Here is a 26,120-nt window from a genome sequence, read left to right as displayed (position 1 = left end):
CATAAACCCTTAGTTTTGCCCAATATTGATTAAATAATCGAAAAAAACAAACATTATGAGTCAAGTACAAGGAAATGAAACCGTAAAACTTCACTACACAGGTAAACTAAATGACGGACAAGTGTTCGACAGTTCTGTGGAAAGAGAACCACTAGAGGTAAAACTTGGTGAGGGCCGTTTAATTCCAGGTTTTGAAAAAGGATTGGTGGACATGAAAGTGAATGATAAGAAAACTATCACCATTCCAAAAGAGGAAGCTTACGGTGAAGTTCAAAAAGAGCTTTTCCAGAAAATTCCAAGTGAGAATTTACCACAGGAAATTAAACCAGAAATAGGAATGGGTCTAGTATCTAAAAACCCTGATGGTTCTGAACGTCAATTGCGTGTTGCAGAGGTGAAGGAAGATTTCATCATTGTAGATGCTAATCATCCCCTAGCTGGACAAGATTTGACATTTGATCTAGAATTACTTGATATTAAGTAATTTATTAGCATATATTTTTTATTTAAAAGGGCTTCCAGTTTTGGGGGCCCTTTTTTTATGAGGTGGTTTGAGGGGACGGGTTGTTTACATTTACATTTTGCTGGCATTGGACATCTTGCTACATAAGGGGGTTCGACTGCCCTTCGGCTCCGCTCAGGACGGGCTACTCACCCTGACATTGGGCTTTCATTGACAATTTTGCTGCAAAAGGGGTTCGACTGCGCTCACCCTGACATAGGGACTGCGCTTAGGATGGGCTACTCACCCTGACATAGGGACTCCGGACGGGCTGCTCACCCTGACATTCTGCTGAGCGAGGGAGTTCGACTGCTATTCGTTTATCTTCATTTTTTAAGCACCAATAAGTGCTCCTTCCCTTTACAACGAATTTAATTTAGAGAACTAAATGATCTTACAAGGGAAGGTGGCAGCTGGGTGTAATTTTAGTTCACTGTTGAATATAATTACCAGCTGACGGAAGGGTTGAAACTATAAGTTGGGCCTTCGACTGCACTTTGGAGGGGCTGCTTACATTGATAATTTTGCTAAATAAGGGGGTTCGACTGCCCTTCGGCTCCGCTCAGGACAGGCTGCTCACCCTGACATTGGGACTGTGGTTTGACTGCCCTTCGACTGCGCTTAGGAGGGGCTGCTTAAATTGATGATTTTGCTAAATAGGGGGTTCGACTGCCCTTCGGCTCCGCTCAGGACAGGCTACTCACCCTGACAGTAGGCTTTCATTGACAATTTTGCTGAACGAGGGGGTTCGACTGCCCTTCGGCTCCGCTCAGGACGGGCTACTTACCTACTACCCTCTTTCCTCTTCCCCGCAATTGCATCAACGCAATTAATTCCGTCTATTGCTGCGGAAATGATTCCGCCGGCGTAGCCTGCGCCTTCTCCGCAGGGGTATAGTCCTTTAATTTCGACGTGTTCTAATGTTTCTGGGTTTCGCGGAATACTTATGGGTGATGAAGTTCTACTTTCGGGGGCGTGTAGTACTGCTTGGTTTGTGTAATAACCATTCATCTTTTTCCCGAAAGCTACAAATGCTTTTTTTAGTCTTTTTGATAGTAAGGCCGGAAGTACTTCATTTAAATCTACTGAGACAATACCGGGTTGGTAGGAGGTTTTCGGGAAATCTTCTGAAACCTTTCCTTCCACGAAATCAATCATCCGTTGGGCAGGAACTCTTTGCGTCTTCCCTCCTGCTTCCCAACAAAGTCGTTCCACTTGTTTTTGAAAATCGAGACACACAAAAGGATCGCCTTCTTTATAATTTGGTAAATCTTTTGGCTCTACGCTAACCACAATTCCACTATTTGCATACGGATTGTTACGTTTACTGGGGCTCCAACCATTGGTTACCACCTCTTCCTGCTCTGTGGCACAAGGGGCTATAATTCCGCCAGGACACATACAGAACGAATAAACACCCAATCCATCCACCTGCTCCACCAACGAATAACTGGCGGGCGGTAAGTACGGATTGTCGTCATCGCCGTGATATTGTATATAATCTATCACTTCCTGTTGATGCTCTACACGAACGCCAATAGCAAATGGTTTAGCTTCAATTTTAATGTTTTTCTGGTGAAGTAAGTAAAATATGTCGCGTGCAGAATGGCCAGTGGCAAGGATTATATTTTCGAATTGCAACCATTTTTCACTATTAATTTGGATAGCTTCAATTGCGTTTTCCGTGATTTTTATATCTGTAAGCTTAGAATTAAAATGTACTTCTCCCCCATTTTCAATTATCGCCTCCCGCATTGCGGTTATAATTTTCGGAAGTTTATTAGTGCCAATATGCGGGTGTGCATCTACAAGTATATCTTCATCGGCACCAAAATGGACAAACCATTCCAATGCTTTTAAAACATTGCCTCGTTTTTTAGAACGTGTATAAAGTTTACCATCGGAATAAGTTCCGGCGCCCCCCTCGCCAAAGCAGTAGTTGCTTTCGGGGTTTACAATATGGTCTTTGTTGATGGCTGCAAGATCGCGCCTACGTTCGCGCACGTCTTTTCCGCGTTCAAAAATTATGGGTTTTAATCCAGCTTCTATTGCCCGAAGCGCTGCGTAAAGTCCGGCGGGACCTGCGCCGATTATAGCAATCTGCTTTGCCTCGCTTACATTTTGAGGTATAAATGGCGAAATAGTTTCTCGCTTTTCACCTTTTGACCACAATTCAATCTGCAGGTTTATTTTTATAGGTTTGCGGCGTGCATCAATGGAACGTTTTCGAATTCTCCAATCACTAATGTTATCTTTTCGAAGCTTTTCCTTTTCCAAAGCTAGTTCGAGAATGTAATCGAAATCCTCCTGTTGATGCGGTAAAACGGTAATTTGAACCAATCTGCTCATAGACGGCAAAGGTAAATGTTAATTTGTTAGTTTTTATAATGTTGGTTGGTGGATTTGTGAATTCGAGATTTGTTAATTCGGGATTCGGGTGGGGATTACCACGAATGCACGAATTTTTTTTGGGGGGGCTTTTACTTGCATTGATGGTTATGCTAAACGAGGGGGTTCGACTGCGCTCACCCTGACAATTGGCTTGCATTGACAATTTTGCTACAAAAGGGGGTTCGACTGCCCTTCGGAGGCGCTCGGGAGGGGTTGTTTACATATACATTTTGCTGGCATTGGACATCTTGGTACATAAGGGGGTTCGACTGCCCTTCGGCTCCGCTCAGGACAGGCTACTCACCCTGACAACTTAGTGGTGAAGGGGGTTCGACTGCCCTTCGGCTGCGTGCAGGACAGGCTGCTCAACCTGACAACTTAGTGGAGGGGGTTCGACTGCCCTTCGGCTGTGCTTAGGAGGGCTGCTCACCCTGACATAGGGACTGCGCTTAGGAGGGGCTGCTTACGCTTACATTTTGCTGGCATTGGACATCTTGGTACATAAGGGGGTTCGACTGCCCTTCGGGTGCGTGCAGGACGGGCTGCTTACGCTTACATTGGGACTGCGCTTAGGATGGGCTGCTTACGCTTACATTTTGCTGGCGTTGAACATCTTGCTACACAAGGGGGTTCGACTGCCCTTCGGCTCCGCTCAGGACAGGCTGCTCAACCTGACATTGGGACTGTGGTTTGACTGCCCTTCGGCTCCGCTTAGGAGGGGCTGCTCACCCTGACATTCTGCTGAGCGAGGGAGTTCGACTGCTATTCGTTTATCTTCATTTTTTAAGTACCAATAAGTGCTCCTTCCCTTTACAACGAGTTTAATTTAGAGAGCTAAATGATCTTACAAGGGAAGGTGGCAGCTGGGAGTAATTTTAGTTCGCTGTTGAATATAATTACCAGCTGACGGAAGGGTTGAAACTATATGTGGGGCCTTCGACTTAAATTCGGCTTCGCTCGGGAGGGGCTGCTTGGACTTACATTTTGCTGGCATTGAACATCTTGGTACATAAGGGGGTTCGACTGCGCTCACCCTGACAGTGGGACTGTGGTTTGACTGCCCTTCGGCTGTGCTTAGGAGGGGCTGCTCACCATGACAGTGGGCTTTCATTGACATTTTGCTGAACGAGGGGGTTCGACTGCCCTTCGGCTCCGCTCAGGACGGGCTGCTCACCCTGACATTGGGACTGGGCTTCTACTGCGCTGAGGGCGGACACCCCGCCAAAAAAAAAGGCGGGCAGGCTTCCCTTTTGGAAAGGGAGGAGCTGGGGTATTTTAGTATTGTTAATATTATGGGGGGCGTCCACAAAACAATTAATTATCTTTGTGTAAAACTAAAATGAAATGATTTTTATTGAAAACGAGAACAACACCAATCCACGGTTAAACCTTGCTTTGGAAGAATATGCACTGCGGAATTTTAGTGCAGATAATGATTATTTGCTTTTCTATATTAACGAGCCTTCAATTATTATTGGACGCAATCAGAATACTTTGGAAGAGATAAACCACAAGTATGTTAAAGAGAAGAATATTCATGTAGTACGAAGAGTATCAGGCGGCGGGGCGGTGTATCACGATTTTGGAAATCTTAATTTTAGTTTTATTACTAATCACGATATAAAAAGCCTAAACAACTTTAAAAAATTTACCGCACCCGTTATAAAAGTGCTCAAGAATTTAGGCCTAGACGCCGAATTGAAAGGTAGAAACGATATTCAAGTTGAAGAAAAAAAGATTTCTGGAACAGCTCAGTTTTCTACTGGAAAACGAATGGTTAGCCACGGGACGCTATTGCTGAACACCGATTTGGGAGAAGTGGTAAACGCGCTTAACGTAAAAATGAGCAAGATTGAATCTAAAGGTCACAAATCTGTGCGCAGTCGCGTGGCAAATATTTCGGAGTTTTTAAAAGAACCAATGAATATTAAAGCATTTAGACAACTTTTGCTAGAAGGGCTTTATGAGGAAAATGAACCTTTTGAAAGCTATCATCTAACGCCGGAAGAATGGAAAGCTGTTCATCAGTTAAAAGCAGAAAAATACGACACTTGGGACTGGAATTACGGCCGTTCGCCAAAGTTTAATATTCAGCGGAGCAAGCGTTTTGCTGTTGGTGAAATAGACCTGCGAATTTTTGTGGAAAAGGGACTTATAAAAGAATTTAAAATATTTGGTGACTTCTTTGGAAAAGAGCCAGCTGAGAATCTGGAGAATCTATTGATTGGTGTGCGTTATGAAAAAGAAGATATTTCGGAAGTCATAAAAAATATTAAGATTGAGGAATATTTTGGAGATCTTCAGAAAGATGAGTTTATTGATTTGGTTTATGGAGGGTAGGTTTGAGGGACGAGGTTTGAGCGACGAGATACGAGGGACGAGGGATGAGGGATGAGGTACTGCTTGCACTGACATTTTTGCTAAACAAGAGGGTTCGACTGCCCTTCGGCTCCGCTCAGGAGGGGCTGCTCACCCTGACATTACGTTCACCCTGATATTTTGCTTAGTCAGATCTTTAAAGGTACTAAGGGGGTTCGACTGCCCTTCGGCTGCGCTCAGGACAGGCTGCTCACCCTGACATAGGGACTCCGGACGGGCTGCTCACCCTGACATTCTGCTGAGCGAGGGAGTTCGACTGCTATTCGTTTATCTTCATTTTTTAAGTAGTAATAAGAGCTCCTTCCCTTTATATCTAGCTTTAATTAGAAGAATAATTAATCTTATAAGGGAAGGTGGCAGCTGGGTGTAATTTTAGTTCGCTGTTGAATATAAATACCAGCTGACGGAAGGGTTGAAACTATATGTGGGGCCTTCGACTTAAATTCGGCTTCGCTCGGGATGGGCTGCTCAACCTGACAACTTAGTGGTGAAGGGGGTTCGACTGCCCTTCGGCTCCGCTCAGGACAGGCTACTCACCCTGACATTGGGACTGCGCTTAGGATGGGCTGCACACCCTGACATTAGGCTTTCATTGACATTTTGCTGAACGAGGGGTTCGACTGCGCTCACCCTGACAGTGGGACTGCCCTTCGGCTCCGCTCAGGACGGGCTGCTCACCCTGACATTAGGCTTTCATTGACATTTTTCTGAACGAGGGGTTCGACTGCGCTCACCCTGACATAGGGATTGCCCTTCGACAGCGCATAGGACGGGCTGCTCACCCTGACAGTGGGACTGCCCTTCGGCTCCGCTCAGGACGGGCTGTTCACCCTGACATTTTGCTTAAAACGTAAGAAAGCTAAAAATGTAGTTACACTTTTAGCTTTCTGTATTTTTTGTGGTACGTGGTTGATGTTTCTATTTCCAACTTTACTTTTCGTACTTCGAACTTACAATTTTGTACTTCAATTATTCTACGATAAATTTTCCTTGCATTAGGGCGTAGTGGCCTGGGAAGGTACACATGAAAGTGTATGTTCCGGGGGCTGGAGCTTCAAATTCTATGGTGTCGGTTTGTCCGCCGCCTAACATTTTGGTGTGGACTATTATCTTATCTGTCATATCTGCTGGAATGTAATCGGTGTCTTTTGCGGTAGCTGCTGCTTGACCTACAGCGGCCATGTCTGCATCTTGAGTAAGTAATGCCCAGTTATGCCCCATTACGCTCATATCCATTTTACCTACGTGCTTTAGGGTAAGTTTTACTTTCTGCCCTGCTTTAACTCGAATCTCGCTCTTGTTATATTTCATTTGGTCGTTACCTTCGATGGTAATCGTGGCCACAGCATCATCGATTATTTCTGCTGGCGCAGCTTTTTCTTCAACTTGAGTGCCGATTTTCAACTCGTTTTGTTCTTCCTTTTTGTTGTCGCCACAACTGATTGCTATAGCGGACATAAATACTAATACTAACTTTTTCATATTATATAAATTTTAGATTAATTTCTAATAGCTAATAAAAGACAAAATTAGCTTCTATTTATGCGATAGCAAAATAAAAGGGCAATGGTTTGTTGGTTTTGGGAAAGGTATAACGTTTGGAATGTTGAATGTTGAATGTTGAATGATTAAGATTCGAGAATTAATGTTGTGGGGTTTGAGTTGTGGGGTTTGGGGTGTGGAGGAGTGATTTGGCTTGATATGGGTTAACCACAAAGGGCGCTAAGGAGACTCAGAGTTGCGCAAAGAGAGTTGGAAATTAATTAATATCTGTTTGCTTTAATCGGGTGGGTTTTAGGTGGTAGGTAGAGGACATAAGACGTAGGACGGTAAGACGTAGGACTGTAAGTTGTTGTATAATTTAACTGATGAAGGTACCAGAAAGTAGATTTTGGTATAGGGTTAAAAGGAGTAGGAATATTCTAGGCCTGCTCCTATTCTGGTTGATGCATTGTTTGAGAAATCTACTCCTGCTAGGGCGGTGAAAGTTCCTAGGTTTTCTGCTTTATAGGAAAGGGAGGCGTAATTGTACCAATATTTCCATTTGGGTGATAATGGCCTGCCGTAGGTGCCTAGATAGGTGGTGTAAGTACTTTTTACCTTCCAGTTGAATCTAGCGATATTGCCGGTTGCACCAAAATGATGGGCTCTAGAACGATTGCTAATAAAAGTCTTTTCATTAGTAGCAATGCTCTCTGGATCGTCATACAGCACAAATGGAATGCCGATAACATTTTGTTCATAAGTCCATCCACTTCTGTAAATACCATTTGAAAAGTAATTATCTCTACCACTACCCCCATATAAACCACTTTGATCTACAGTGTTTATATATTCGTAAAGTATTGATGAGATGAAATTTTGATTGAGAGGCTTAAAATAAACACCATAAACCCCATCGGGAAAGTTTTTGAAACCAGAGCCTGAGCCATCCTCGAACGGATGTTCGTGGTAGAGAGAAAACGCACCCAGTTTATTTTTAAATTCGTATTCAAGTAAGTAGGAACCCAGATGGTTGCCCAGTTTGTTGAGTATTTCGTTATCTATTTTACCATCGGATGGTGTAAGTGCAAAAAATACATCTACATAATCTCTAAAACTATCACTAAGCTTGCCATACTCAGGGGAAGTGCCTCCCCATTGGGCAAAGTGTTGAATCTTTGAGGTTAGTTTATGGCTATCGTTGAATTTAGTAATAAGGGCAAGTCTTTTATAATGTAGGTATGTGCCTTCTACATAGCGATTATCGTTTAGCTCGTAGTGGGCAATACCCCAATCTAGGGAGAATAGTTTTGAAATTTTAAGTGGATTGTTTGCTTCTAAAAGTAGCCCTGGGAAAGGTCGCGCATTACCCGACATTAGGAAGTTTTGATTAGTAGCGGAAAGGCCGTCAAATACTTCTTCTCGCTTTTTTGCCCCGAGGGTTGCGAGTAGCCAAGAATTTTCAAATTGCAGATATAAATCTCTGCGCTGTATTGCTTCAGTTGTACCATCTCTACCATAAACAGTAGCACCGGCGTTAATTTTAAAGGAGGAAAATGATAAGCTTGAAGTGAGTTGTGCGGTAGTTGAAAAATTAGTTAAATCGCTTACAGCATAGTCTGTATTGGTATGCATCCAAAAAGGAATTTCCTGTTTATTTGATGCAATTGCTTTTGTAGTTATACTGCCATTGACATCCAATTGCTGCGAGAAAATTGTTGCGGGTATTAGGATGAATGCGATGGTTAGTAACTTCATTATATGATATTTGATATTAGGTGGTAGGTTTTAAGTGAGAGGTTCCTCCAACGCTGAAAAAGCTTGCTCCTATGCTGAAGCTTCGGCGCACGCGGGCGGAGGACGATGGGAGACTTGTTTACGATGTTGATGGGTGTAACCATTGATTCTGTAAATTTAGGGTTCTAATGATTGCCTGTTTCATTTGGGGTGGGTGCTTAGGCTGACAGCTTAAATCAGATTGAGAATTTACTAACTGAGGGGGTTCGACTGCGCTCACCCTGACAGTTTAGTTTTTTTTTGATATTTTTCATGTATTGACATAATGCTAAACAAGGGGTTCGACTGCGCTCACCCTGACATTGTTGTTGTTTTCCTGACAGTTGTGCTCACCCTGACAGTTGTGCTACACTGGTGATTCGGCTGCGTGCCCGTTTCATTTGGGCGGGTGCTCAGGACAGGCTGCTCACCCTGACATGCTGCTTGGCATTTGGATTGGCCGGAAAATCTGTTGGAGCAAGGGGGTTCGACTGCCCTTCGGCTCCGCTCAGGACAGGCTACTCACCCTGACAACTTAGTGGAGAAGGGGGTTCGACTGCCCTTCGGCTCCGCTCAGGACAGGCTGCTCACCCTGACAGTGGGACTGAGCTCACCCTGACATTTTATTTTCTGGGTTATATTTGTAATGTGTTGCATTTCTACATTCTGATAGAATTTTTAACAAGTTTCCATCTCCATTAATTAAGGCTTTTTTCTTTGCTCTTGTCCATCTTTTGATTTTTTTCTCAAAGTAAATTGCTTGCAAAACATCATTGAATTCTTGATGAAATTTTAAGATTAATGGTCTTCTTTTATAAGTATAAGCGTCTCTTTTAGTTCCTGATTGATGTTGTTCTAATCGTTTTGACAAATCGTTTGTAATACCTGTGTAGTATGATTTGTCTGAACATTCTAATATGTACACGTAGTATTGGAAGAACATTTTTTTTATTTAAAGGTAGGTAATTTTGCTTAGTGAGACAATTGGGAAATTGAGGGGGTTTGACTGCCCTTCGACTGCGCTCAGGACGGGCTACTCACCCTGACATGTTGCTTGGCATTTCGGTGGAGAAGGGGGTTTGACTGCCCTTCGGCTCCGCTCAGGACAGGCTACTCACCCTGACATGTTGCTTGGCATTTGGATTGGCCGGAAAATCTGTTGGAGCAAGGGGGTTTGGCTGCCCTTCGGCTCCGCTCAGGACAGGCTACTCACCCTGACATACTGATTGGTGTGGACAAGGGGGTTTGGCTGCCCTTCGGCTCCGCTCAGGACGGGCTACTCACCCTGACATACTGATTGGTGTGGACAAGGGGGTTTGGCTGCCCTTCGGCTCCGCTCAGGACGGGCTACTCACCCTGACATGTTGCTTGGCATTTCGGTGGAGAAGGGGTTCGACTGCGCTCACCCTGACATTGGGACTGCGCTCACCCTGACAACTTAGTGGTGAAGGGGGTTTGGCTGCGCTCAGGACGGGCTACTCACCCTGACAACCTGCTGTAAAAGAGGTTGGGGTGCGCTTCGTCTACGCTCAGGACAGGTTGCTTACCTTGACATTCTGCTGAGCGAGAGGGTTCGACTGCGCTCACCCTGACAGCTTAGTGTTGAGGGTTAGCGTTTTCCGAAGGCTTTTTCCCAGATGGTTTGTTTTTTTTGTCCGTAGGTGTAGCCGTATTTGTTACCGTAGCCGAAATTGGCCATGCTTACGTTGTTAAGGACGAAGGCAACATTCTTTAGTTTTTTACCTCTTTCTTGTTCTATAGGGAAATCTAGGAGTTTCTTTTCTGTGTATCCTGCTCTAAGGGTGTATAAGGTGACATCTGCGTATTGGTTTATAAGCAGGGTGTCTGTAACAAGCATGGATGGAGCGGTATCTACTACCACATAATCAAATTCTTGGGCTAGTTCTTTAAATAAATCGCCTGATCTTTTTTGCATCCATAACTCAGCGGGGTTTGGGGGGATGGTACCACTAACCATTAACCACAGATTCTTTTGCATGGTAGATGCTTGTACATAATCTTTAGTTGTACTTTCTGGGTAGACCAAATATTCCACGACACCTTGGTTTGTAAAATCGTGCTCAATATAACGCTGTAATTGTGGGTTACGAATATCGGCACCTACCAATACCACTTTGGCACCGCTATTTGCCAAGGTAAGAGCGAGATTGGAAGAAACAAAAGTCTTCCCTTCACCTTTTACAGTTGAAGTAACGAAGATTACTTTTCCTTTTTCTGTTTCTTCTTGCTTGTCTAACATTAAGTATTGCAGGTTGGTGCGCAGAATTCTAAAGGACTCCGCCAGGATAGAATAGTCATTAACTTTTACTAGCTCGTCGTCTTTTTTGCTCAGTTCAGGGATTTCACCAACTATAGCAATATCGCCACCGTGACGTTCTACATAGGCACGGTTTCTAATTTTGTTATCTAAGAGTTGTTTTATGTAGATAACCAAAAATGGAACTAGAAGCCCTAAGATAAAAGCGGCCAACATTATAATTTGCCTTTTAGGCGATACTGGTGAAGTTGAGCTATAGGCACTATCTACAATTTTAGCCTTTGGTGTGGTCACTGCTAAAGAGATTGCTGTTTCTTCACGTTTTTGAAGTAAGTAGAGATACAAAGTTTCTTTGATTTCTTGTTGACGACTAATACTTCTAAACTGCTTTTCTTTTGCAGGAATGGCAGAAATTTCTCCTCCAATTAATGCGCCTTGTTGATTAAGTCTGCCGCGTTGTATTTGTAAGCCATTCTTTACATTAGCGAGACTCTGCTTTATATTAGCACGCATGCCGCTGATCTGATCTTCCAAACCTACCACCATTGGATTTTTAGTAGTACTACTTTGCAATAATTTTTTGCGCTCAAGAACCATTTTGTTGAAGAGTTCAACTTCCCCTGAAAAACCTTCCTTATCAACACCTAAATTTGCTGGGAGTAGCTCATCAGGATTACCGTTATTAAGATATTCCTGCATAGTGTTTACTAAAGCAATCTGAGTTTCTACCTCCAATTGTTTTTTGTTAAACTCACTTGCGTTTTCCAGAAATATTTGTCCTTCCGCAGCGATGTCTGTCAATCGATTTTCCTGCTTAAATTGAACTTTCCCAGTTTCAACACTATCGAGTTCGCTAGTAATGATCTCTAAACGGCTTTGGATGAAGTTAGCCGTATTGCGAGAAATCATGTTTTTGTCGTTTATAGCATCTTCATTATACTGTTGAATGAGTTCGTCGAGTATTTCTCTGGCCTTATCAGGAGCAGGAGAGATCATCTCCAAACCAATTACACTACTATTTTTGCTTACTTGTGTAGCTGTTATACCATTCCGAAGGCTACTAACTACCGCATCTTTATTGTTAATACTTACCCGTAGTTCATTGTTTTCAACACCCTTATTTAAAACTGCTAAGTTGGGAGAAACAATGATGGTGCCCCAGTCATAAGAAATGGGTACGCCAAATTTATGGGTTTCCTTATTTTGCCCATCTATTTTTAGAGAGAAACTAGTGGTAGATAAGGGTTCAATATGCATAAAACCTACAGGGGTACCATTATTTTCTGCATTAGGAATCAATTTAACATCAAACGGGCGGTTGTCAAAAACTTCGGCATCACGAACATTTCCTTCCTTAAAATAGCTTACTTGTAAATTAAGTTCATCTACTACTTTTTCAGTAAGGGATTTAGACTTTAGTATTTCAAGTTCATTGTCGAAATCGGAACTCGAAAGTCCAGAAAGGCCCATGTCTTGGAAAGCGGAGAGTTCAGAAAGGGCATTGCTCTTTTCGTCTTTAATTAAAATAGTTGCCGTAGTTTTATATGTGGGAGTTGCGTAGCGTAAATAGATATAGGCACCCGTTAAAGCTATTAAAACCGCAATAATAAACCAGGGCCAGTAACGGAAGTAGGATTCTAGTTGCTCGCGAAGGGTTAGTTCTTGTTCTTCGTTTTGGGACTGGTTTTGAGGGAGGTCTTGCATTTTCGGTTGTCGGTTGTCTGTTTTCGGTTGTCTGTTTTCGGTTTTCGGTTGTGGGTTGTGGGTATTAGGTTCTCCAGTTTTCTTCTACATATTTTATAAAAGTAAAAATTTTTGCGCCTAAGCTATCATATTTTATAATTAATTCAGGTATCTCTGGAATATTGTATAGTTCCCTAATTGTTTCTAATTGTCCTTTACATTCAAGCAAAGACGCGTGCGAATAGGTCAAAAATTTAATGAAATCCTGTTTATATGCTCTTCTACCATAACCTTCAATAATATTATCTTTAATACTCTTTGACGACCTCCTAAGTTGGCTACCTTGCTCGTATAATTCAAATTTCGGCATTTTTAATGAGGCGTGATGCACCTCGATACTATACTCGAAAGCTAAATTGTAAATGTCGAGATCTTTGTAGGTCTTCATGGGTTGGTTTTCGGTTGTGGGTTGTGGGTTGTGGGTTGTCTGTTAACGGTTGTGGGTTCTCGGTTGTCGGTTGTGGGTTGTGGGTTTTCGGTTGTGGGTTATGGGTTGTGGGTTGGGGTTGCTATCTAAAAATAATAACCATTACAGATAACAACAAAGATGCTATACTTATATATATACCTGTATTCGAATTAAAACTACTGCCTTGAACTCTTGCTTTATTGGGCTCTATATATACAACGTCATTTTGTTGGAGATAATAAAATTCGCTATTAAGCAAAGATGAATCTCTAAAGTCTAAATATTTATATTCTTTAGTTTTTCCATTGTCGCGAATAATTAAAACATTATCTCTTCTACCAAAAATAGTCATATCGCCCGCAAGACCTATAGCCTCAGGCAGGGTAAGTCTTTCTCCATCTACATTATAAGTGCCAGGTCTAGTTACTTCGCCTAATACGCTTACCTTAAAGTTCACAACTCTAATTGTAACAATAGGGTCTTTTACATATTCTGAAATACGTTCTACTAACATTTCACTTAATTCAGTACGGCTGAGACCGGCAACTTTAATTCTGCCTAAAACAGGGAAGTCTATAGTGCCATCTTGAGCTGTAAGATAACCTTGGCGTTCGGTATTTGTATATGATAAACCAGAAACATCTGCAGCCGCACGTGATTCGCTAATTAAGTTAAAGGGTCTTACTGCATTAAGATCGTAGGCAGAAACGACAATATTTAGAAGGTCGTTGGGTTGTATTTTGAAGCTGTTTTGAATATTATCTACTAAAGCTTTTTGCTGTTCTAAGTCTTGGAAGTAAACGATTTTTTCTCGAGATACACAGGATGCTCCTAAAATTACAACTAACAATAAAAGTAATCCCTTAATTATAAAACCTTTCATTTATTCTAATTTTCTGCAAAGATAGTTTCTTTATTATTTATTACTATTTTTTATTAATATTACTTAAAGTTTAATCCTTAGTTGTACTAATTGGAGGGATGGAAAATGGTTGTTGGTTGATGGCTAATGGCTAATGGCTAATGGCTAATGGCTAATGGCTAATGGCTAAAATAAAATAAATAATTTATCATTCATTATTCATTACTAATTAGTCACTTCACACTTTATCCGCCTCACTTTTGCTCGTTGAGACTCCATTTACTCTTCCTAACTCATCTTCTTGAGTAACATGAATTGATTTTACATATTCAGATTCTGGTACTAGGTCTAGGTCTACGTAAATTGAATTTTGGCTTACGAATTCGGGTACTACTTGTTTTAATTGTTTAATAATGCCTTTCTTCTTTCCTACTCTATTTATCAAAATATCTAGCTCATTGAGAGCTTCATTTATATATTCATAATCGTATTCCACTACACTACTCACGGTAATCTTAGGGTGATAGGTGGCTAGGGTATTTTCGCCATCATTCAAAAGCTCCTCATAAAGCTTTTCCCCTTCTCTTAGGCCTGTGATTTCAATATTAATATCTTCATATGGCTTAAGTCCGCTTAGTTTAATCATACGTTCAGCCATATCGAGAATACGCACTGGTTTCCCCATATCGAACACAAATATTTCACCACCTTTCCCCATAGTTCCAGCTTGCAGTACTAATTGGCAGGCTTCCTGTATTGTCATAAAATAACGAATAATGTCTTTATGCGTAACCGTAACTGGGCCTCCATTTTTTATTTGCTCTTTAAAGAAGGGAATTACAGAACCATTACTGCCCAATACATTTCCGAAGCGAGTGGTAATAAATTTTGTAGTTATGCCAGGTTTACGCTGCAAGGCTTGTACATACATTTCTGCTGCACGTTTGGTAGCACCCATTACGTTACTTGGGTTAACCGCCTTGTCTGTAGATATCATCACGAAGCGTTCGCAGCCGTAATCACAAGCTAATTCAGCCATAATACGCGTGCCCATTGTATTTACTCGGATACCTTCACGCGGATGGTTTTCTATCATTGGCACATGTTTATATGCTGCCGCATGATAAACAACATCGAACTGAAATTTCGCAAAAATACCCTCCATGCGTCCTTTTTTAGTAACATCTGCGAGGTAACATTGATACTTGAGGTTAGGAAAGGTTTTCTTTAAATAAAGATCGATACTATGTAAGGCACTTTCAGCATTATCTAGTACAATAAGTTTTTTAGGTTTAAAACCAGCAATTTGCTTTGCAAGCTCACTACCAATACTACCAGCACCACCGGTTACTAAAATCGTTTTTCCTTGTAGGTCTTCAAAAATTAAGTCTGTATCGGTTTCAATTGGATCGCGCTCCAGTAAATCTTCAATTTGAAGTGGTGCAATTTTTAAATGCATGTCGGAAAGCTTTCTCCATTTTTCAGGCATGGAAGTATTATAAACCTCTAAACCTGCAGCAAAAGTTTTTTCTACGAGTTGGTTTTTTTGAGGTACCGTCAAGGTATCACCCACTAACAATAAGCCGTGAACATTATATTTCTCTTTAATACCTGATAATTCATTTTCAATTTTTCCACAGCAAGTAATTATAGGCAAATTCATAATTTTATAATTATGGCCTTTTTCATCAGTACTTATAAATGCTATCGGGCGATAAGGAGCATACGAATCGCCAAGAAGTGACTGCGCTAAACCAATACTTTTCTCGGTAACTCCAAATACTAAAATGCGCTTTTTAAAATTATTAGAAGCTGTTTTGCGCAGTAGCCTATAGGTTTCCTTTACCACTATTCGAAAAGCAATTAAAAACCCTAAAGACAAGAAGGCATATAAAAGTAAGCCAGTGTTAGCAAATATTTTATACCCAGTAAAAGAATCATAGATATTATTTCCTATTAGAGTAAATAGAAACACGGTACCCGTTGCGAGCGCTAATCTGTATACATCTGTAAATGTGCTATGCCTAATAATTCCGGAGTAGGTTCTAAAAAGGACAAAGCTAGTAAGGTGGAGAACTAGGAGTAAAATTGCGCGCTCAGGAATGGACAGCACATCATACGTATTAATTGGAATATTGTATAATAGTAAGACAGTAATTATGTAGGAGAAGAGACAGATGGTTAAATCTAAGGCAATAACTACCCAGCGAGGAAGAAAGTGCTGGTCTAAAACATAATTTCGAACCCCGGCGTATTGCCTATGTAAATAATTAGATTCAGAATAATTATTTTTCATACTACATTTAGTTTAAATAATTTAGAACAGCAGTAGCAATACGCTCTCTAGCACTATCGTCTAGATTGCTACCCGAAGGTAAGCAAAGTCCGTTATTAAATAAGGTCTCGCTAGTATCATTTCCATAATATGGAGCATTTTTAAATATAGGTTGCAAATGCATCGGTTTCCACAAGGGTCTGGACTCGATATTTTCAGCTAATAGTGCTTCTCTTAGTCCGTCTGGATTACAATTAGCAGTAGGATTATTGAATGAAATACAGCTTAACCAGTGATTACTATAGTATTCAGCAGTTGGTTCTTTAAAAACAGTAATGTGAGGAAAGGCAGAAAATAGTTCTTGATAAAAATTATTCATTCCTCTTCGCAATGCCACATGAGCATCTAAAACTTCCATTTGCCCTCTACCGATTCCAGCACTAATATTACTAAGTCTATAATTATAACCAATATGACTGTGTTGATAATGTGGTGCATCATCGCGCGCTTGAGTAGCTAGAAAAACTGCCTTGTTTTTATGATCTACATCTCTAGACACGAGCGCTCCTCCACCAGAGGTGGTAATAATCTTATTTCCATTGAATGATAAAATAGACAAATCACCAAAAGTCCCACATTTTTGCCCTTTGTAGCTACTGCCCAATGCTTCTGCACTATCCTCAATGATTGGGATATTGTATTTTTTTGAAATCGCTTGTATTTCGTCAACTTTATATGGCATACCATATAAATGTACGGAAATTATTGCTTTTGGGTTTTTACCTTTTGCAATTCTATCTTTTATAGCTGTTTCTAAATGTTGCGGACATAGATTCCAGGTGTCTTTTTCACTATCTATAAAAACAGGTGTTGCGCCTTGATAAACAATAGGATTTGCCGAAGCAGAAAAGGTTAGGGATTGACAAAGCACCTCATCTCCCCTACCTACACCAAGTAATATTAAAGCTAAATGGATAGCCGCTGTGCCAGAACTGAGTGCGGCAACATGGCTTTCTTGACCTAAATAAGATTGGATATCGGCTTCAAATCCGTTTACATTGGGACCTAAAGGCGCTATCCAATTAGTGTTAAAAGCTTCTTGAACATAGTTTTGTTCTGTCCCGCCCATATGCGGTGATGACAGGTAAATCTTTTCTTTCATAGCATAATTTACAACTTTTTGTTCTTAAAATATTCACAACGATATTAGAAAAACAATCAGTAATAGTTTATAGGTATTTCTATTGAATTAGTGTTAATAGTAATTATTAAAACTTAGAATTCAATAGATTCAAGGGGAGATGCAAAGGTAGGAATATTTATGAAATATATGTAGGATTGAGGGAGGGAAAAATGAGATGGCGGTGTTCTGTTGTCGGTTGTCTGTTGTGGGTTGTGGGTTGTCTGTTGTGGGTTGTGGGTTGTCTGTTGTCTGTTGTGGGTTGTGTTGCTCCTCATTGGAGATTAGGGATTGGGTGCTAAAGGGCCCCCAACCCACCGCGGCGGAAGCTTTGGCGATTTATGTAATATTTATAGATGGAATGCTATTTAGTTATCTTCATTTTTCAAGTAGTAATAAGAGCTCCTTCCCTTTATATCGAATTTAATTTAGAAAACTAAATGATATTACAAGGGAAGGTGGCAGCTGGGAATAATTATAATTTGATGCTGAATATAAATACCAGCTGACGGAAGGGTTGAAACTATAAGTAGGGCCTTCGACTTTAATTCGGCTTCGCTCGGGAGGGGCTGCTTACTCTGACATTTTGCTTAGCCTGATGTTTGGAAGTACTAAGGGGGTTCGACTGCGCTCACCCTGACATTAGAACTGCCCTTCGGCTCCGCTCAGGAGGGGGTGCTTACTCTGACATTTTGCTTAGCCTGAGATATTGCTTGGCTCGACAGGTATCCTTTAAAAGGGGTTCGACTGCCCTTCGGCTCCGCTCAGGACAGGCTACTCACCCTGACAGTAGGACTGCCCTTCGGCTCCGCTCAGGACGGGCTACTCACCCTGACAATGGGACTGCGCTCAGGATGGGCTGCTTACCCTGACATTTGACATACGCTGACATTCGGTTTAGCCACAATTTGCTCATTCAGGCAACTTCATGTTTGAAGGGTTAGAGGATTGTGTGTTTAGCGCATTTTAGCAAGATTTGTATGTCGCCAAGAAATGATCTGTTGTAGTAATATTCTAGATTCATTTTTATTTTATCGGGGAAGAGAACCTCATCATTATATTTCAGGGGATCTTTTTGCTTTGCCAAAATTGCTTCTTCGTCCATATATTTCAATGCGGCTTTACTACAAAGGCCTGGTTTTAATTCTAATAGTTTTCGTTCTTTTCCTTGGAGCTTATCGTAATACCCAAGTATATCTGGTCGGGGACCTACAAAGCTCATTTGTCCGAGGAGAATGTTTAGCAACTGTGGCAGTTCGTCTAATTTGGTACGACGAAGGAAGCGTCCGAAACTAGAACTATCGCCACAGCAAAGCTGCAGGGTACGGATTTTATAAATTTTAAATGGCTTGCCGAATTGACCGATACGAACTTGTGTAAAAAGTCCACTGCCTGTATCGATAGCTGCAATTAAAATTAAGAATAGAAGTAGCCAACCTAGTAGGAATAAGAGTAGTAATGACAGTAGTATGTCGAATATTCTTTTAATTGGGGATGTTTTTAATGTTATTGTTTATTATTATTTTTGAAATTGGAAGTTATAAACTTTTGGCAGCTTTTTTATTAGAAAAGTAATTATGATTGGAGTTAAGGCGAAGTTAGTAAAATAGATTGTTAGCGACATAGAGTCTATATATATTTCGACAGGCTTAGCATAGGCTGCCCAAAGACCCGTTGCTAAATGGGCCCCAACCGGCCGCGGCGGGGAGTTAATTTGGTAATTGATGTATTGCTTGAATTGACAATTTTGCTAAACAAGGGGGTTCGACTGCGCTCACCCTGACATTGTGAGAAGGGGTTCGTCTCCGATCAGGAGGGGCTGCTTACGCCTACATTTTGCTGGCATAGAACATCTTGCTACACAAGGGGTTCGACTGCCCTTCGGCTGCGCTCAGGGCGGGCTACTCATCATGACATATTGCTTGACATTGTGCTTGGCTCGATATTCTGATAGCACAAGGGGGTTCGACTGCGCTCACCCTGACATTTGGTTTGTGTTGATGTTTTGTTATGTGTGGGGGTTGGCATGAGAAAAGGGGCCGGTTTTTTTTTGGGGCCCCTTTGGGTTATTTGGTTTTTTTATTTCTTTTGGACTTTCCTAGTTTGGGTTTTAGGAAGAGGTTCAATAAACAGGACATTAGGAAACTGACCACCGCGCCTATTGAGGCTAGGATGACGGTGAGTAAGATATCTTCGGCACGAATTACGCTTAGGGAGGAAAGGAAAGTTCCTCCAGCAGTACCCAACCATATTTGACCGTGTTTAATATCCATCATCATTGTCTTTTGATTCTTCATCAGGAATTACGTCTTCTACCGCTGCTTGACTTATAGCGCTAACTACTGTTCCTACAACTACTGCATAAGTAGCTATCGTGATTAGCCAGGTGGGTAAGCTAACAGGAGCGGCTAGAATTGTTCCGCCTACTGTGGCAAAACTCAAGCCTAGGTTTCTTATAATTCGAAAGAATCTAGGTGTTGGTTTTTTGAATCTGTTTAAGATATTCATATCGATTCGAATTAATATTAATGGTTACTTTTTCTCGCCTTTCCACTGCTTGATGGAAAATGGAAAGTACTTTTCCCAAAGCGAGTTTTGAATAGATACCCTTCCCTACTCCTGTGAGTTGCTTCACTGGAGCTATACAACCTCGCAATTCCTTTAGCGCGGAATTTGCAGGGTGCAAGAGAATTAAGCTTCTGTTATGTACGTCGAGTACTTCCAAATGATTTTTAAACTTTGGTGAGTACCGAGCTTTAAGTTCATATTTGCCTTCTGGGATGCAGGAAATGTTGCGCTTGTTTTCCTTCCACGGAAGCTCTATGGTGAAACAGACGAAGTGTCCGTTTAAAGTGAGGGTACCATTGGTACCCCCACTCTTATAAACCCTTGTTAATATAAACTCCATTATTAAACGGTGTCTATTTTAACAATGGACAGGGCATTTTTGGCCCCATTTTTTAACGGATAGAACTCTCCATTCACCTCTTGGTAAAATTCTACGCCCAATAGTTGGATAACTGGGAGCGTAAGATTTGGTTTTAGAAGAACGTTCATTTCACTAGCCATAACTTCTGGCTGCGTGTACGGAAGTATACCGGTGTCTGCCGCTGCAAATACAGCCTCCTCTCCATCGAAGTTTATGGCTGCTGCGCCTAGATTCAATTTGAAGTGGGTTGTACCACTTGGTGCTGCTATGCCAATAGCAGGACTAAATGCGTCTAGATTAACAGTAGCTTCTCCCGAAACTCGATCGAAGTCCATTGCGTATTCTAAGTAAACAGCAGTGCTGAGAGGGGCTTCAATATTAAAATCGAAGCCTTTCAGTATCTGAATATTCCCGTTGGGTATAGTCCGTTGACCTCGCGGACTAATTGGGTCGGTTTTAATGATTGCCAACAGGACGGTCATTAATCTACTAACAACTCGTCTGTCTTTGGCATTGATCATTTGTTGCCGAACTGCGTTACGCAGTAATTTTCCGCCACGACCTGCACGGCCGAATTCGGAATTGTTTTCCCGGGTTCTTTGAAACTTGGGATCGTGTAGCAGTTTGTTCCTCTCTATTCCGCCTTTAGCGCGGGCAAGGTGACCATCTGCAGTTTTGTAAAAGGCAATATCTTCGATAGTACCTTTTAACTTGATAATTCCAGCTTGTTTTGCCATAATTAAAAAATTTAAAGTTAGCTGCAAAGATGCGGTCCTGAAAAAGCGAATGTTCACAAGTTGGGTGCATCTTGGGTACGATTTATTTTTGGAAAATAGCCCGATTGTAGCGGCTGTGAGGGTTGAGGAAGTTGAATTTTATTTGAATAAAAAATTGGAGTCTGAAAAGGTTGTTAAAAGGCGTGAAAAAAAGTTTTTTAGGGAGATTATTTGAAAGAAGTGGTGGGGAATTGGGATAGAATATTTTAATATAAATCTTCTAAAAGTATGAAAATACTGAGGTATGATGGGAGTTAGTGTTATTTGTTTTTACCCAAGATGAGACCAAGTTGGGTGTTGGGAAATTTGGTGCTTTTTGCATATTAATTTATTTTGTAGGAAAAATTTGATGAATTCCTACGATCTAATGGCTTTGCTATGGCTTTGGTATGGCTATGGGGTGAGTATGGGGTGGGTGGGGGATTACCACGAATACACGAATTATTTATTGTTGGGGTTAGTGTGTGTTCCAAGCGGGGTGCATGCCGAGGGAGAGGTTGCTTCGGGCACTCCTATCGTCGCTTTCTCGCAATGACCCTTCGACTACGCTCAGGGCAGGCTACTGACCCTGACAGTCTACTGGCATTGAACATCTTGCTATACAAGGGGGTTCGACTGCCCTTCGGCTCCGCTCAGGACAGGCTGCTCACCCTGACATTGGACTGCCCTTCGGCTCCGCTCAGGACGGGCTACTCACCCTGACATAGGTACTGCGGGATGCAATTTGATTATGTTCATTTTTCAAGCACCAATATGAGCTCCTTCCCTTTACAACGAGTTTAATTTAGAGAACTAAATGATCTTACAAGGGAAGGTGGCAGCTGGGAATAATTATAATTCGATGCTGAATATATATCAGCTGACGGAAGGGTTCTAGCTGTAAATGGGACTCACGACTGAAGGGAATCAGTTCATATCCATTATTTGATGTTTTTTTTAATTTGAGATTTAAGATGTGGGATTATCCATCTACTTCTATGATTTTTCGCTGGAGGCTAGTTTTTAGGGTTTTGAAGAGTTTTGATTGTTTGCTCTTGCGGGTGCGGATTTCTAGGAAGGTGCGGTAGTAATCGCCTAGTTTTATTGTGAATAGGGTTTCTAGTCCTTCGGCTAGTTCTTTAATTGGGGCATTGCCGTGGTTTACTAAGCCTGATGCTTGAAGTGCGTAAACTAGTTCTACTAAATCTACCTTTAAGCCTGTCCATTTTAGGTTGGAAGTTTGTGGTTTGGTATTGAAAGGAAAATTTATTTTAGATAAGGCATTTGAATAGTGATTAAGAAGCAATTGATTGGCTATAAACTTCGCCAATAATAAATCGTGGGTAGTAGAAAATTGAGAGTCGGTGCAGTAAAAAAAGGTATGGGGATGAAAATTGATCATCCCATTAGCTCTTGTGAAGTATTCTTTATCGCGGTCTGTTCTATTTAGGAGTTGGTATGTATAGAATTCTTCGTTTGCTAAATACATTGCCTGTAAAGCTAAGAGCTGATTTTTTAAATGCTTTTTTATTGCTTTTTTACCGCATTTTGGTTTGGATGTTTCAAAGGATGCAAGCTTTAAATAGAAAATTAATTTACCCACCACCTGCGGTTTTATATTTTTAAAGAATGAGCATTCTGCATCCAGACTTTTAAATCCGTTAGAAATGACCAATTTGCGTAATTTTTCTAGCGCGGTCTTACAGGCATCTACAGCGGTATGGATTTCAAGAAAAATAGATTCTGATTCAAGATTTACGGAAGATAATTGTTGTTCCAATTCTTTTTGGATATTGAGATATGGTAACATATTGTACTGTTTTAAAGGATTTAACAGGGAGTGTTCCAATTAAAATACGATCAAAAATATGGCTATTGTTAGTAGTGAATGGGTTGAATCTCCATACTAATAGTAGGGAGAAACCATACTTGCTAGTTCAAAAAATGACGTAGTATGGAGGTATAAAGGATACAATTGTGTTTAGAGTATTGGCAGTAGTTAAAGATTTTATTAGGGTTCAGAATTTACTTGAGCAGCAGGTTGATACACTAGACTATTTTGAATTTATATTTTCTGAAATGCCTGAATTTATAGGGGAACCTATCAGTAAACACAGGCCAGACGTCATTTTAATTGATTTGGATTTTATCAGTAATCCGAATGATTTCATCTCAGAAATTCAATCCAGTTTTAGAAATCTGCCATTATTAATTGGACTATGCACAGATTACCGAACGGGGTATTTGGCATTGAAAAATGGTTTTTGCGATACTATAATTAAACCCATTATTCCTATCCTACTTATACAAGCATTACAAAAATGCAAGATTGCACTATTGAACAAAGAGCGCTCAATTTCCATTAGCTCTCCTAAAGAGGTTCGATATCTAAGAAGCACGGATATACGCATGTTGCAGGCAGACAACAATTATGTAATTATAGGGCTTGCGGATGGTGAAAGTTTTACTGTGTTTAATACCCTTTCGCATTTTCAGACAAAGTTGTGCATACCTTTTTTAAGGGTGCATAAGAGCTATATAATAAATGCACACTTTGTAACAAGAATTAATTATGGGAAGAAGTTTTTGAAATTAAAAGGGTGCGATAGCTGCATACCTTTTACTAAGAAATATGAAGAAGAGTTAGTATTGATTGATATTTTAAAGAGAGAAGGTGTATTGATGTAACCATGAATAGTAGGCATTTTACCATGTAAACAGTTAGTTATGAAAGAAACAAGGTAGTAATTACAAGGGTACAGAACTTACTTCAATAATTTTAGTATACGGAAGTTGCTCTCCGGGCTAGATTACTCTAGTCTTTCAAGGTGCACCATTGAATATAATCTATCAAGGCGATGGATGGAACTTTTATTCAACACCTTAATTCATTTAATTATGAAACTTCGACATGTAATTACTTTACTAGGCATTGCAATTTTGGGCCTAAGCTCTTGCACCCCTACCAATTTGGAGGGGCAAATGCAACAGGAGGATCGAAATCCGGTTAGTACGGGCGACGATTTGAGCATTCGCACAGACAACGGAAGAGACTGATTCACTTACCGTTAATCGAAAAGTCTTTTCACATTGGAAAGGCTTTTCTTAATTTTATAGTGGCTTTAAAGCATTTAAAATGAATAAAGTAACTATATACACATTCTATTTAATCGCAGGAATTAGTTTTATGTTTCTTGCACAATGTAATGAGCCTATAGTAAATTCTCAGAATGCCGAAACAAAGATAGATTCGTTATTGCAATTAAAACTTTCAACCCCTACTAGAGAATTTTCTAACGAAATAATAAGTGAGGCTATTAATGTAGCGGCTGCCACTAAAAGTGACAGTTTAAAAATGATTTGTTATAACAAGATAGCATACGCAATAGCCGAAGATGCAGATTCTTTGTTGTTCTACAATATAAATGGGAAGGCACTTATACTTGCGAACCAAAGAAAAGACAGCGGATTTATTGGGCAAACCCATTGGAATTATGGCATGCACTATTTGGGAAGGGACCTTTACAGCAAGAGTTATGCACATTACGAAAAGGCATATCACCATTTTAATAACTCGAACCCCTATTACGCTGGTAAAATGCTATATCATATGGCGTATATAAAATCTAGGATTAAGGATTATACAGGGAGTGAAATTTTATCGTATCAGGCTATTTCAATTTTTAAGTCTTTAGAGAAAACGCAACAACTTTATTTGTGTTACAATCTTTTGGGGGCGGTTTATGATAATTTAAATGAATACGATGACGCGCTAAAACAATACCAGATAGCTTATCAGTACTTAGACAAAGTAGAAACTAATTCACTACACCTTCAGGATCATCATAACAATATAGGCGTATTGTATCAGAAATTAGGAAGACAGGAAGAGGCTGTGGCGCTATTTGATGAAGCCCTAGGTTTTAAGGGTCTAAGAGAGCGGGACGCTGCATTATATGCACGTTTAATAGACAATCGCGCATATAGTCAGTTTTTAATGGGGATAAAATGGCAGCTGCCAGATATTTATTTAAACGCTTTAGCTATACGTGACAGCATTGAGAATAAGCCAGGTATGGTTATGAGCCATATTCATCTAGCAAGCTATTACTTAAGTGTTGAGGACACTGTAAAAGCACTTAATCACGGATCGCAGGCATATACCTTAGGGCGGGAATTAGCGCTAAATCGGGATACACTTGGCGCGTTGTTATTATTGGCAGAAATTGATCCAGAAAATAGTGGGCGTTATTTAAGGGAGCATATAGAACTAAATGAGACTTTAAACCAGAGAGAGCGGGAGTTACGCAATAAATTTACAAGAATAGAGTACGATACTGATAATTATATAAAGGAAAACGAGCGCTTGCTGCGCGATAAAACGTGGATAACAGTAGGAAGTGCTGCTGTAACGCTAATATTAATATTATTGATAGTAATCTTTAAGCAAGGCAGTAAGAATAAGGCACTAGCCTTTGAGGCGCAACAACAAAAAGCTGACGAGAAGATTTACTTGTTAAGCTTAGAACAACAAGCTAGTCTAGAGAGAGGAAGACTGCAAGAACGCAAGCGTGTAGCCGAGGAATTGCACGATGGCGTATTGGCAAGAATGATTGGAACACGGTTAATTTGGGAGTTTTTAAAAGTAAAAGGCGATACGGAAACTTTAAGGAAACATCGAAATAATTTAGCTGAAATGCAGCAGTTAGAGACTGAAATTAGAGATATCGCTAGAGATATGCTCAATGAAGTATTTATAACTGAATCAATTTATATTCAAACTATTGAAAAGTTGCTGAAAAAGTGGGAAAAACAGGGGCGCTATAAGGTTGAATTTAAAGTTGAGGAGCGGGAAATATGGGAAGAATTACCCGACTTTATTAAAGCAAATCTGTATAAAATCATAGAGGAAGCGCTACACAATATTACGGAACATGCAGATGCTTCACTTGTAACCGTAAATCTTAAGATTGTAAGTGTGTTTCTAGAATTACATATAGTAGATAACGGAATAGGATTTAAACCGCGCCTTACGGGTAAAGGGATTGGCATAAAGAATATGAAATCGAGAACTGAAAAATTAAATGGGAAGTTTACAATAAAAAGTGCCCTTGATAAAGGCACTACAATATTTATAAGTATTCCTTTAAACGAATAAC

General features: G+C 40.6%; 19 protein-coding genes. 5 read left to right on the top strand and 14 right to left on the bottom strand.

Annotation, left to right across the window (positions count from 1 at the left end; translation table 11 throughout):
- Window positions 1-55 precede the first annotated feature (55 nt).
- Window positions 56-484: an FKBP-type peptidyl-prolyl cis-trans isomerase gene (locus tag AC3RVG_RS09320; protein WP_489691184.1), complete on the top strand. Its 429-nt coding sequence runs from the start codon at window positions 56-58 to the stop codon at window positions 482-484.
- An 801-nt stretch (window positions 485-1,285) separates the two neighbouring features.
- Here the strand turns inward: AC3RVG_RS09320 and AC3RVG_RS09315 are convergent.
- A complete protein-coding gene (locus tag AC3RVG_RS09315) occupies window positions 1,286-2,851 on the bottom strand; it encodes an NAD(P)/FAD-dependent oxidoreductase (protein ID WP_489691183.1) in 1,566 nt (521 codons plus the stop codon).
- Between the two features lie 1,386 nt (window positions 2,852-4,237).
- Here AC3RVG_RS09315 and lplA point away from each other — a divergent pair.
- Window positions 4,238-5,233, top strand: a complete 996-nt coding sequence (gene lplA / locus AC3RVG_RS09310; protein ID WP_489691182.1) for a lipoate--protein ligase — start codon at window positions 4,238-4,240, stop codon at window positions 5,231-5,233.
- Window positions 5,234-6,241: 1,008 nt separating this feature from the next.
- Here the strand turns inward: lplA and azu are convergent.
- The 13 genes from azu to AC3RVG_RS09245 all read right to left on the bottom strand — a co-directional run bounded on the left by azu (window position 6,242) and on the right by AC3RVG_RS09245 (window position 22,771).
- Window positions 6,242-6,754 (bottom strand): azurin, encoded by a 513-nt coding sequence (gene azu, locus AC3RVG_RS09305; RefSeq protein WP_489691181.1) that lies wholly within the window; start codon window positions 6,752-6,754, stop codon window positions 6,242-6,244.
- A 420-nt stretch (window positions 6,755-7,174) separates the two neighbouring features.
- Window positions 7,175-8,512 carry a capsule assembly Wzi family protein gene (locus AC3RVG_RS09300; protein ID WP_489691180.1) on the bottom strand — a complete coding sequence of 446 codons (1,338 nt, stop codon included), beginning with the start codon at window positions 8,510-8,512 and terminating at the stop codon, window positions 7,175-7,177.
- A gap of 628 nt (window positions 8,513-9,140) precedes the next feature.
- Window positions 9,141-9,473 carry a GIY-YIG nuclease family protein gene (locus AC3RVG_RS09295; RefSeq protein ID WP_489691179.1) on the bottom strand — a complete coding sequence of 111 codons (333 nt, stop codon included), beginning with the start codon at window positions 9,471-9,473 and terminating at the stop codon, window positions 9,141-9,143.
- A 666-nt stretch (window positions 9,474-10,139) separates the two neighbouring features.
- Window positions 10,140-12,512 carry a GumC family protein gene (locus tag AC3RVG_RS09290; protein WP_489691178.1) on the bottom strand — a complete coding sequence of 791 codons (2,373 nt, stop codon included), beginning with the start codon at window positions 12,510-12,512 and terminating at the stop codon, window positions 10,140-10,142.
- A 64-nt stretch (window positions 12,513-12,576) separates the two neighbouring features.
- Window positions 12,577-12,939 (bottom strand): four helix bundle protein, encoded by a 363-nt coding sequence (locus tag AC3RVG_RS09285; RefSeq protein ID WP_489691177.1) that lies wholly within the window; start codon window positions 12,937-12,939, stop codon window positions 12,577-12,579.
- Between the two features lie 121 nt (window positions 12,940-13,060).
- Entirely contained in the window at window positions 13,061-13,843 is a 783-nt protein-coding gene (locus tag AC3RVG_RS09280) for a polysaccharide biosynthesis/export family protein (protein ID WP_489691176.1), read from the bottom strand.
- A gap of 217 nt (window positions 13,844-14,060) precedes the next feature.
- Entirely contained in the window at window positions 14,061-16,118 is a 2,058-nt protein-coding gene (locus AC3RVG_RS09275; RefSeq protein WP_489691175.1) for a polysaccharide biosynthesis protein, read from the bottom strand.
- Between the two features lie 7 nt (window positions 16,119-16,125).
- Window positions 16,126-17,259 (bottom strand): DegT/DnrJ/EryC1/StrS family aminotransferase, encoded by a 1,134-nt coding sequence (locus AC3RVG_RS09270; RefSeq protein ID WP_489691174.1) that lies wholly within the window; start codon window positions 17,257-17,259, stop codon window positions 16,126-16,128.
- 958 nt (window positions 17,260-18,217) lie between these two features.
- Entirely contained in the window at window positions 18,218-18,757 is a 540-nt protein-coding gene (locus tag AC3RVG_RS09265; protein WP_489691211.1) for a sugar transferase, read from the bottom strand.
- Between the two features lie 782 nt (window positions 18,758-19,539).
- Window positions 19,540-19,719, bottom strand: coding sequence for a hypothetical protein (locus tag AC3RVG_RS09260; RefSeq protein WP_489691173.1), 180 nt, complete (start codon window positions 19,717-19,719; stop codon window positions 19,540-19,542).
- Window positions 19,720-19,747: 28 nt separating this feature from the next.
- On the bottom strand, window positions 19,748-20,185 hold the full coding sequence (locus AC3RVG_RS09255) for a DUF5675 family protein (protein ID WP_489691172.1): 438 nt from the start codon (window positions 20,183-20,185) through the stop codon (window positions 19,748-19,750).
- A 2-nt stretch (window positions 20,186-20,187) separates the two neighbouring features.
- Complete coding sequence (locus AC3RVG_RS09250) at window positions 20,188-20,943, bottom strand: hypothetical protein (RefSeq protein ID WP_489691171.1); 756 nt, start codon at window positions 20,941-20,943, stop codon at window positions 20,188-20,190.
- A 1,000-nt stretch (window positions 20,944-21,943) separates the two neighbouring features.
- Window positions 21,944-22,771, bottom strand: coding sequence for an RteC domain-containing protein (locus tag AC3RVG_RS09245; protein ID WP_489691170.1), 828 nt, complete (start codon window positions 22,769-22,771; stop codon window positions 21,944-21,946).
- A 179-nt stretch (window positions 22,772-22,950) separates the two neighbouring features.
- On the opposite strand from AC3RVG_RS09245, the gene AC3RVG_RS09240 reads away from it, so the two are divergent.
- From AC3RVG_RS09240 to AC3RVG_RS09230, 3 genes are all read left to right on the top strand, one after another.
- Window positions 22,951-23,649 (top strand): LytR/AlgR family response regulator transcription factor, encoded by a 699-nt coding sequence (locus AC3RVG_RS09240; protein WP_489691169.1) that lies wholly within the window; start codon window positions 22,951-22,953, stop codon window positions 23,647-23,649.
- Window positions 23,650-23,859: 210 nt separating this feature from the next.
- Complete coding sequence (locus AC3RVG_RS09235) at window positions 23,860-24,018, top strand: hypothetical protein (protein WP_489691168.1); 159 nt, start codon at window positions 23,860-23,862, stop codon at window positions 24,016-24,018.
- 79 nt (window positions 24,019-24,097) lie between these two features.
- Window positions 24,098-26,119, top strand: coding sequence for a tetratricopeptide repeat-containing sensor histidine kinase (locus AC3RVG_RS09230; protein ID WP_489691167.1), 2,022 nt, complete (start codon window positions 24,098-24,100; stop codon window positions 26,117-26,119).
- The last annotated feature ends 1 nt before the right edge of the window (window position 26,120 follow it).

It is taken from the genome of Aequorivita sp. IT1282 (assembly GCF_058068205.1).
The sequence above is the reverse complement of the archived record's forward strand: the minus strand, read 5'-3'. Positions and strand labels throughout refer to the sequence as shown.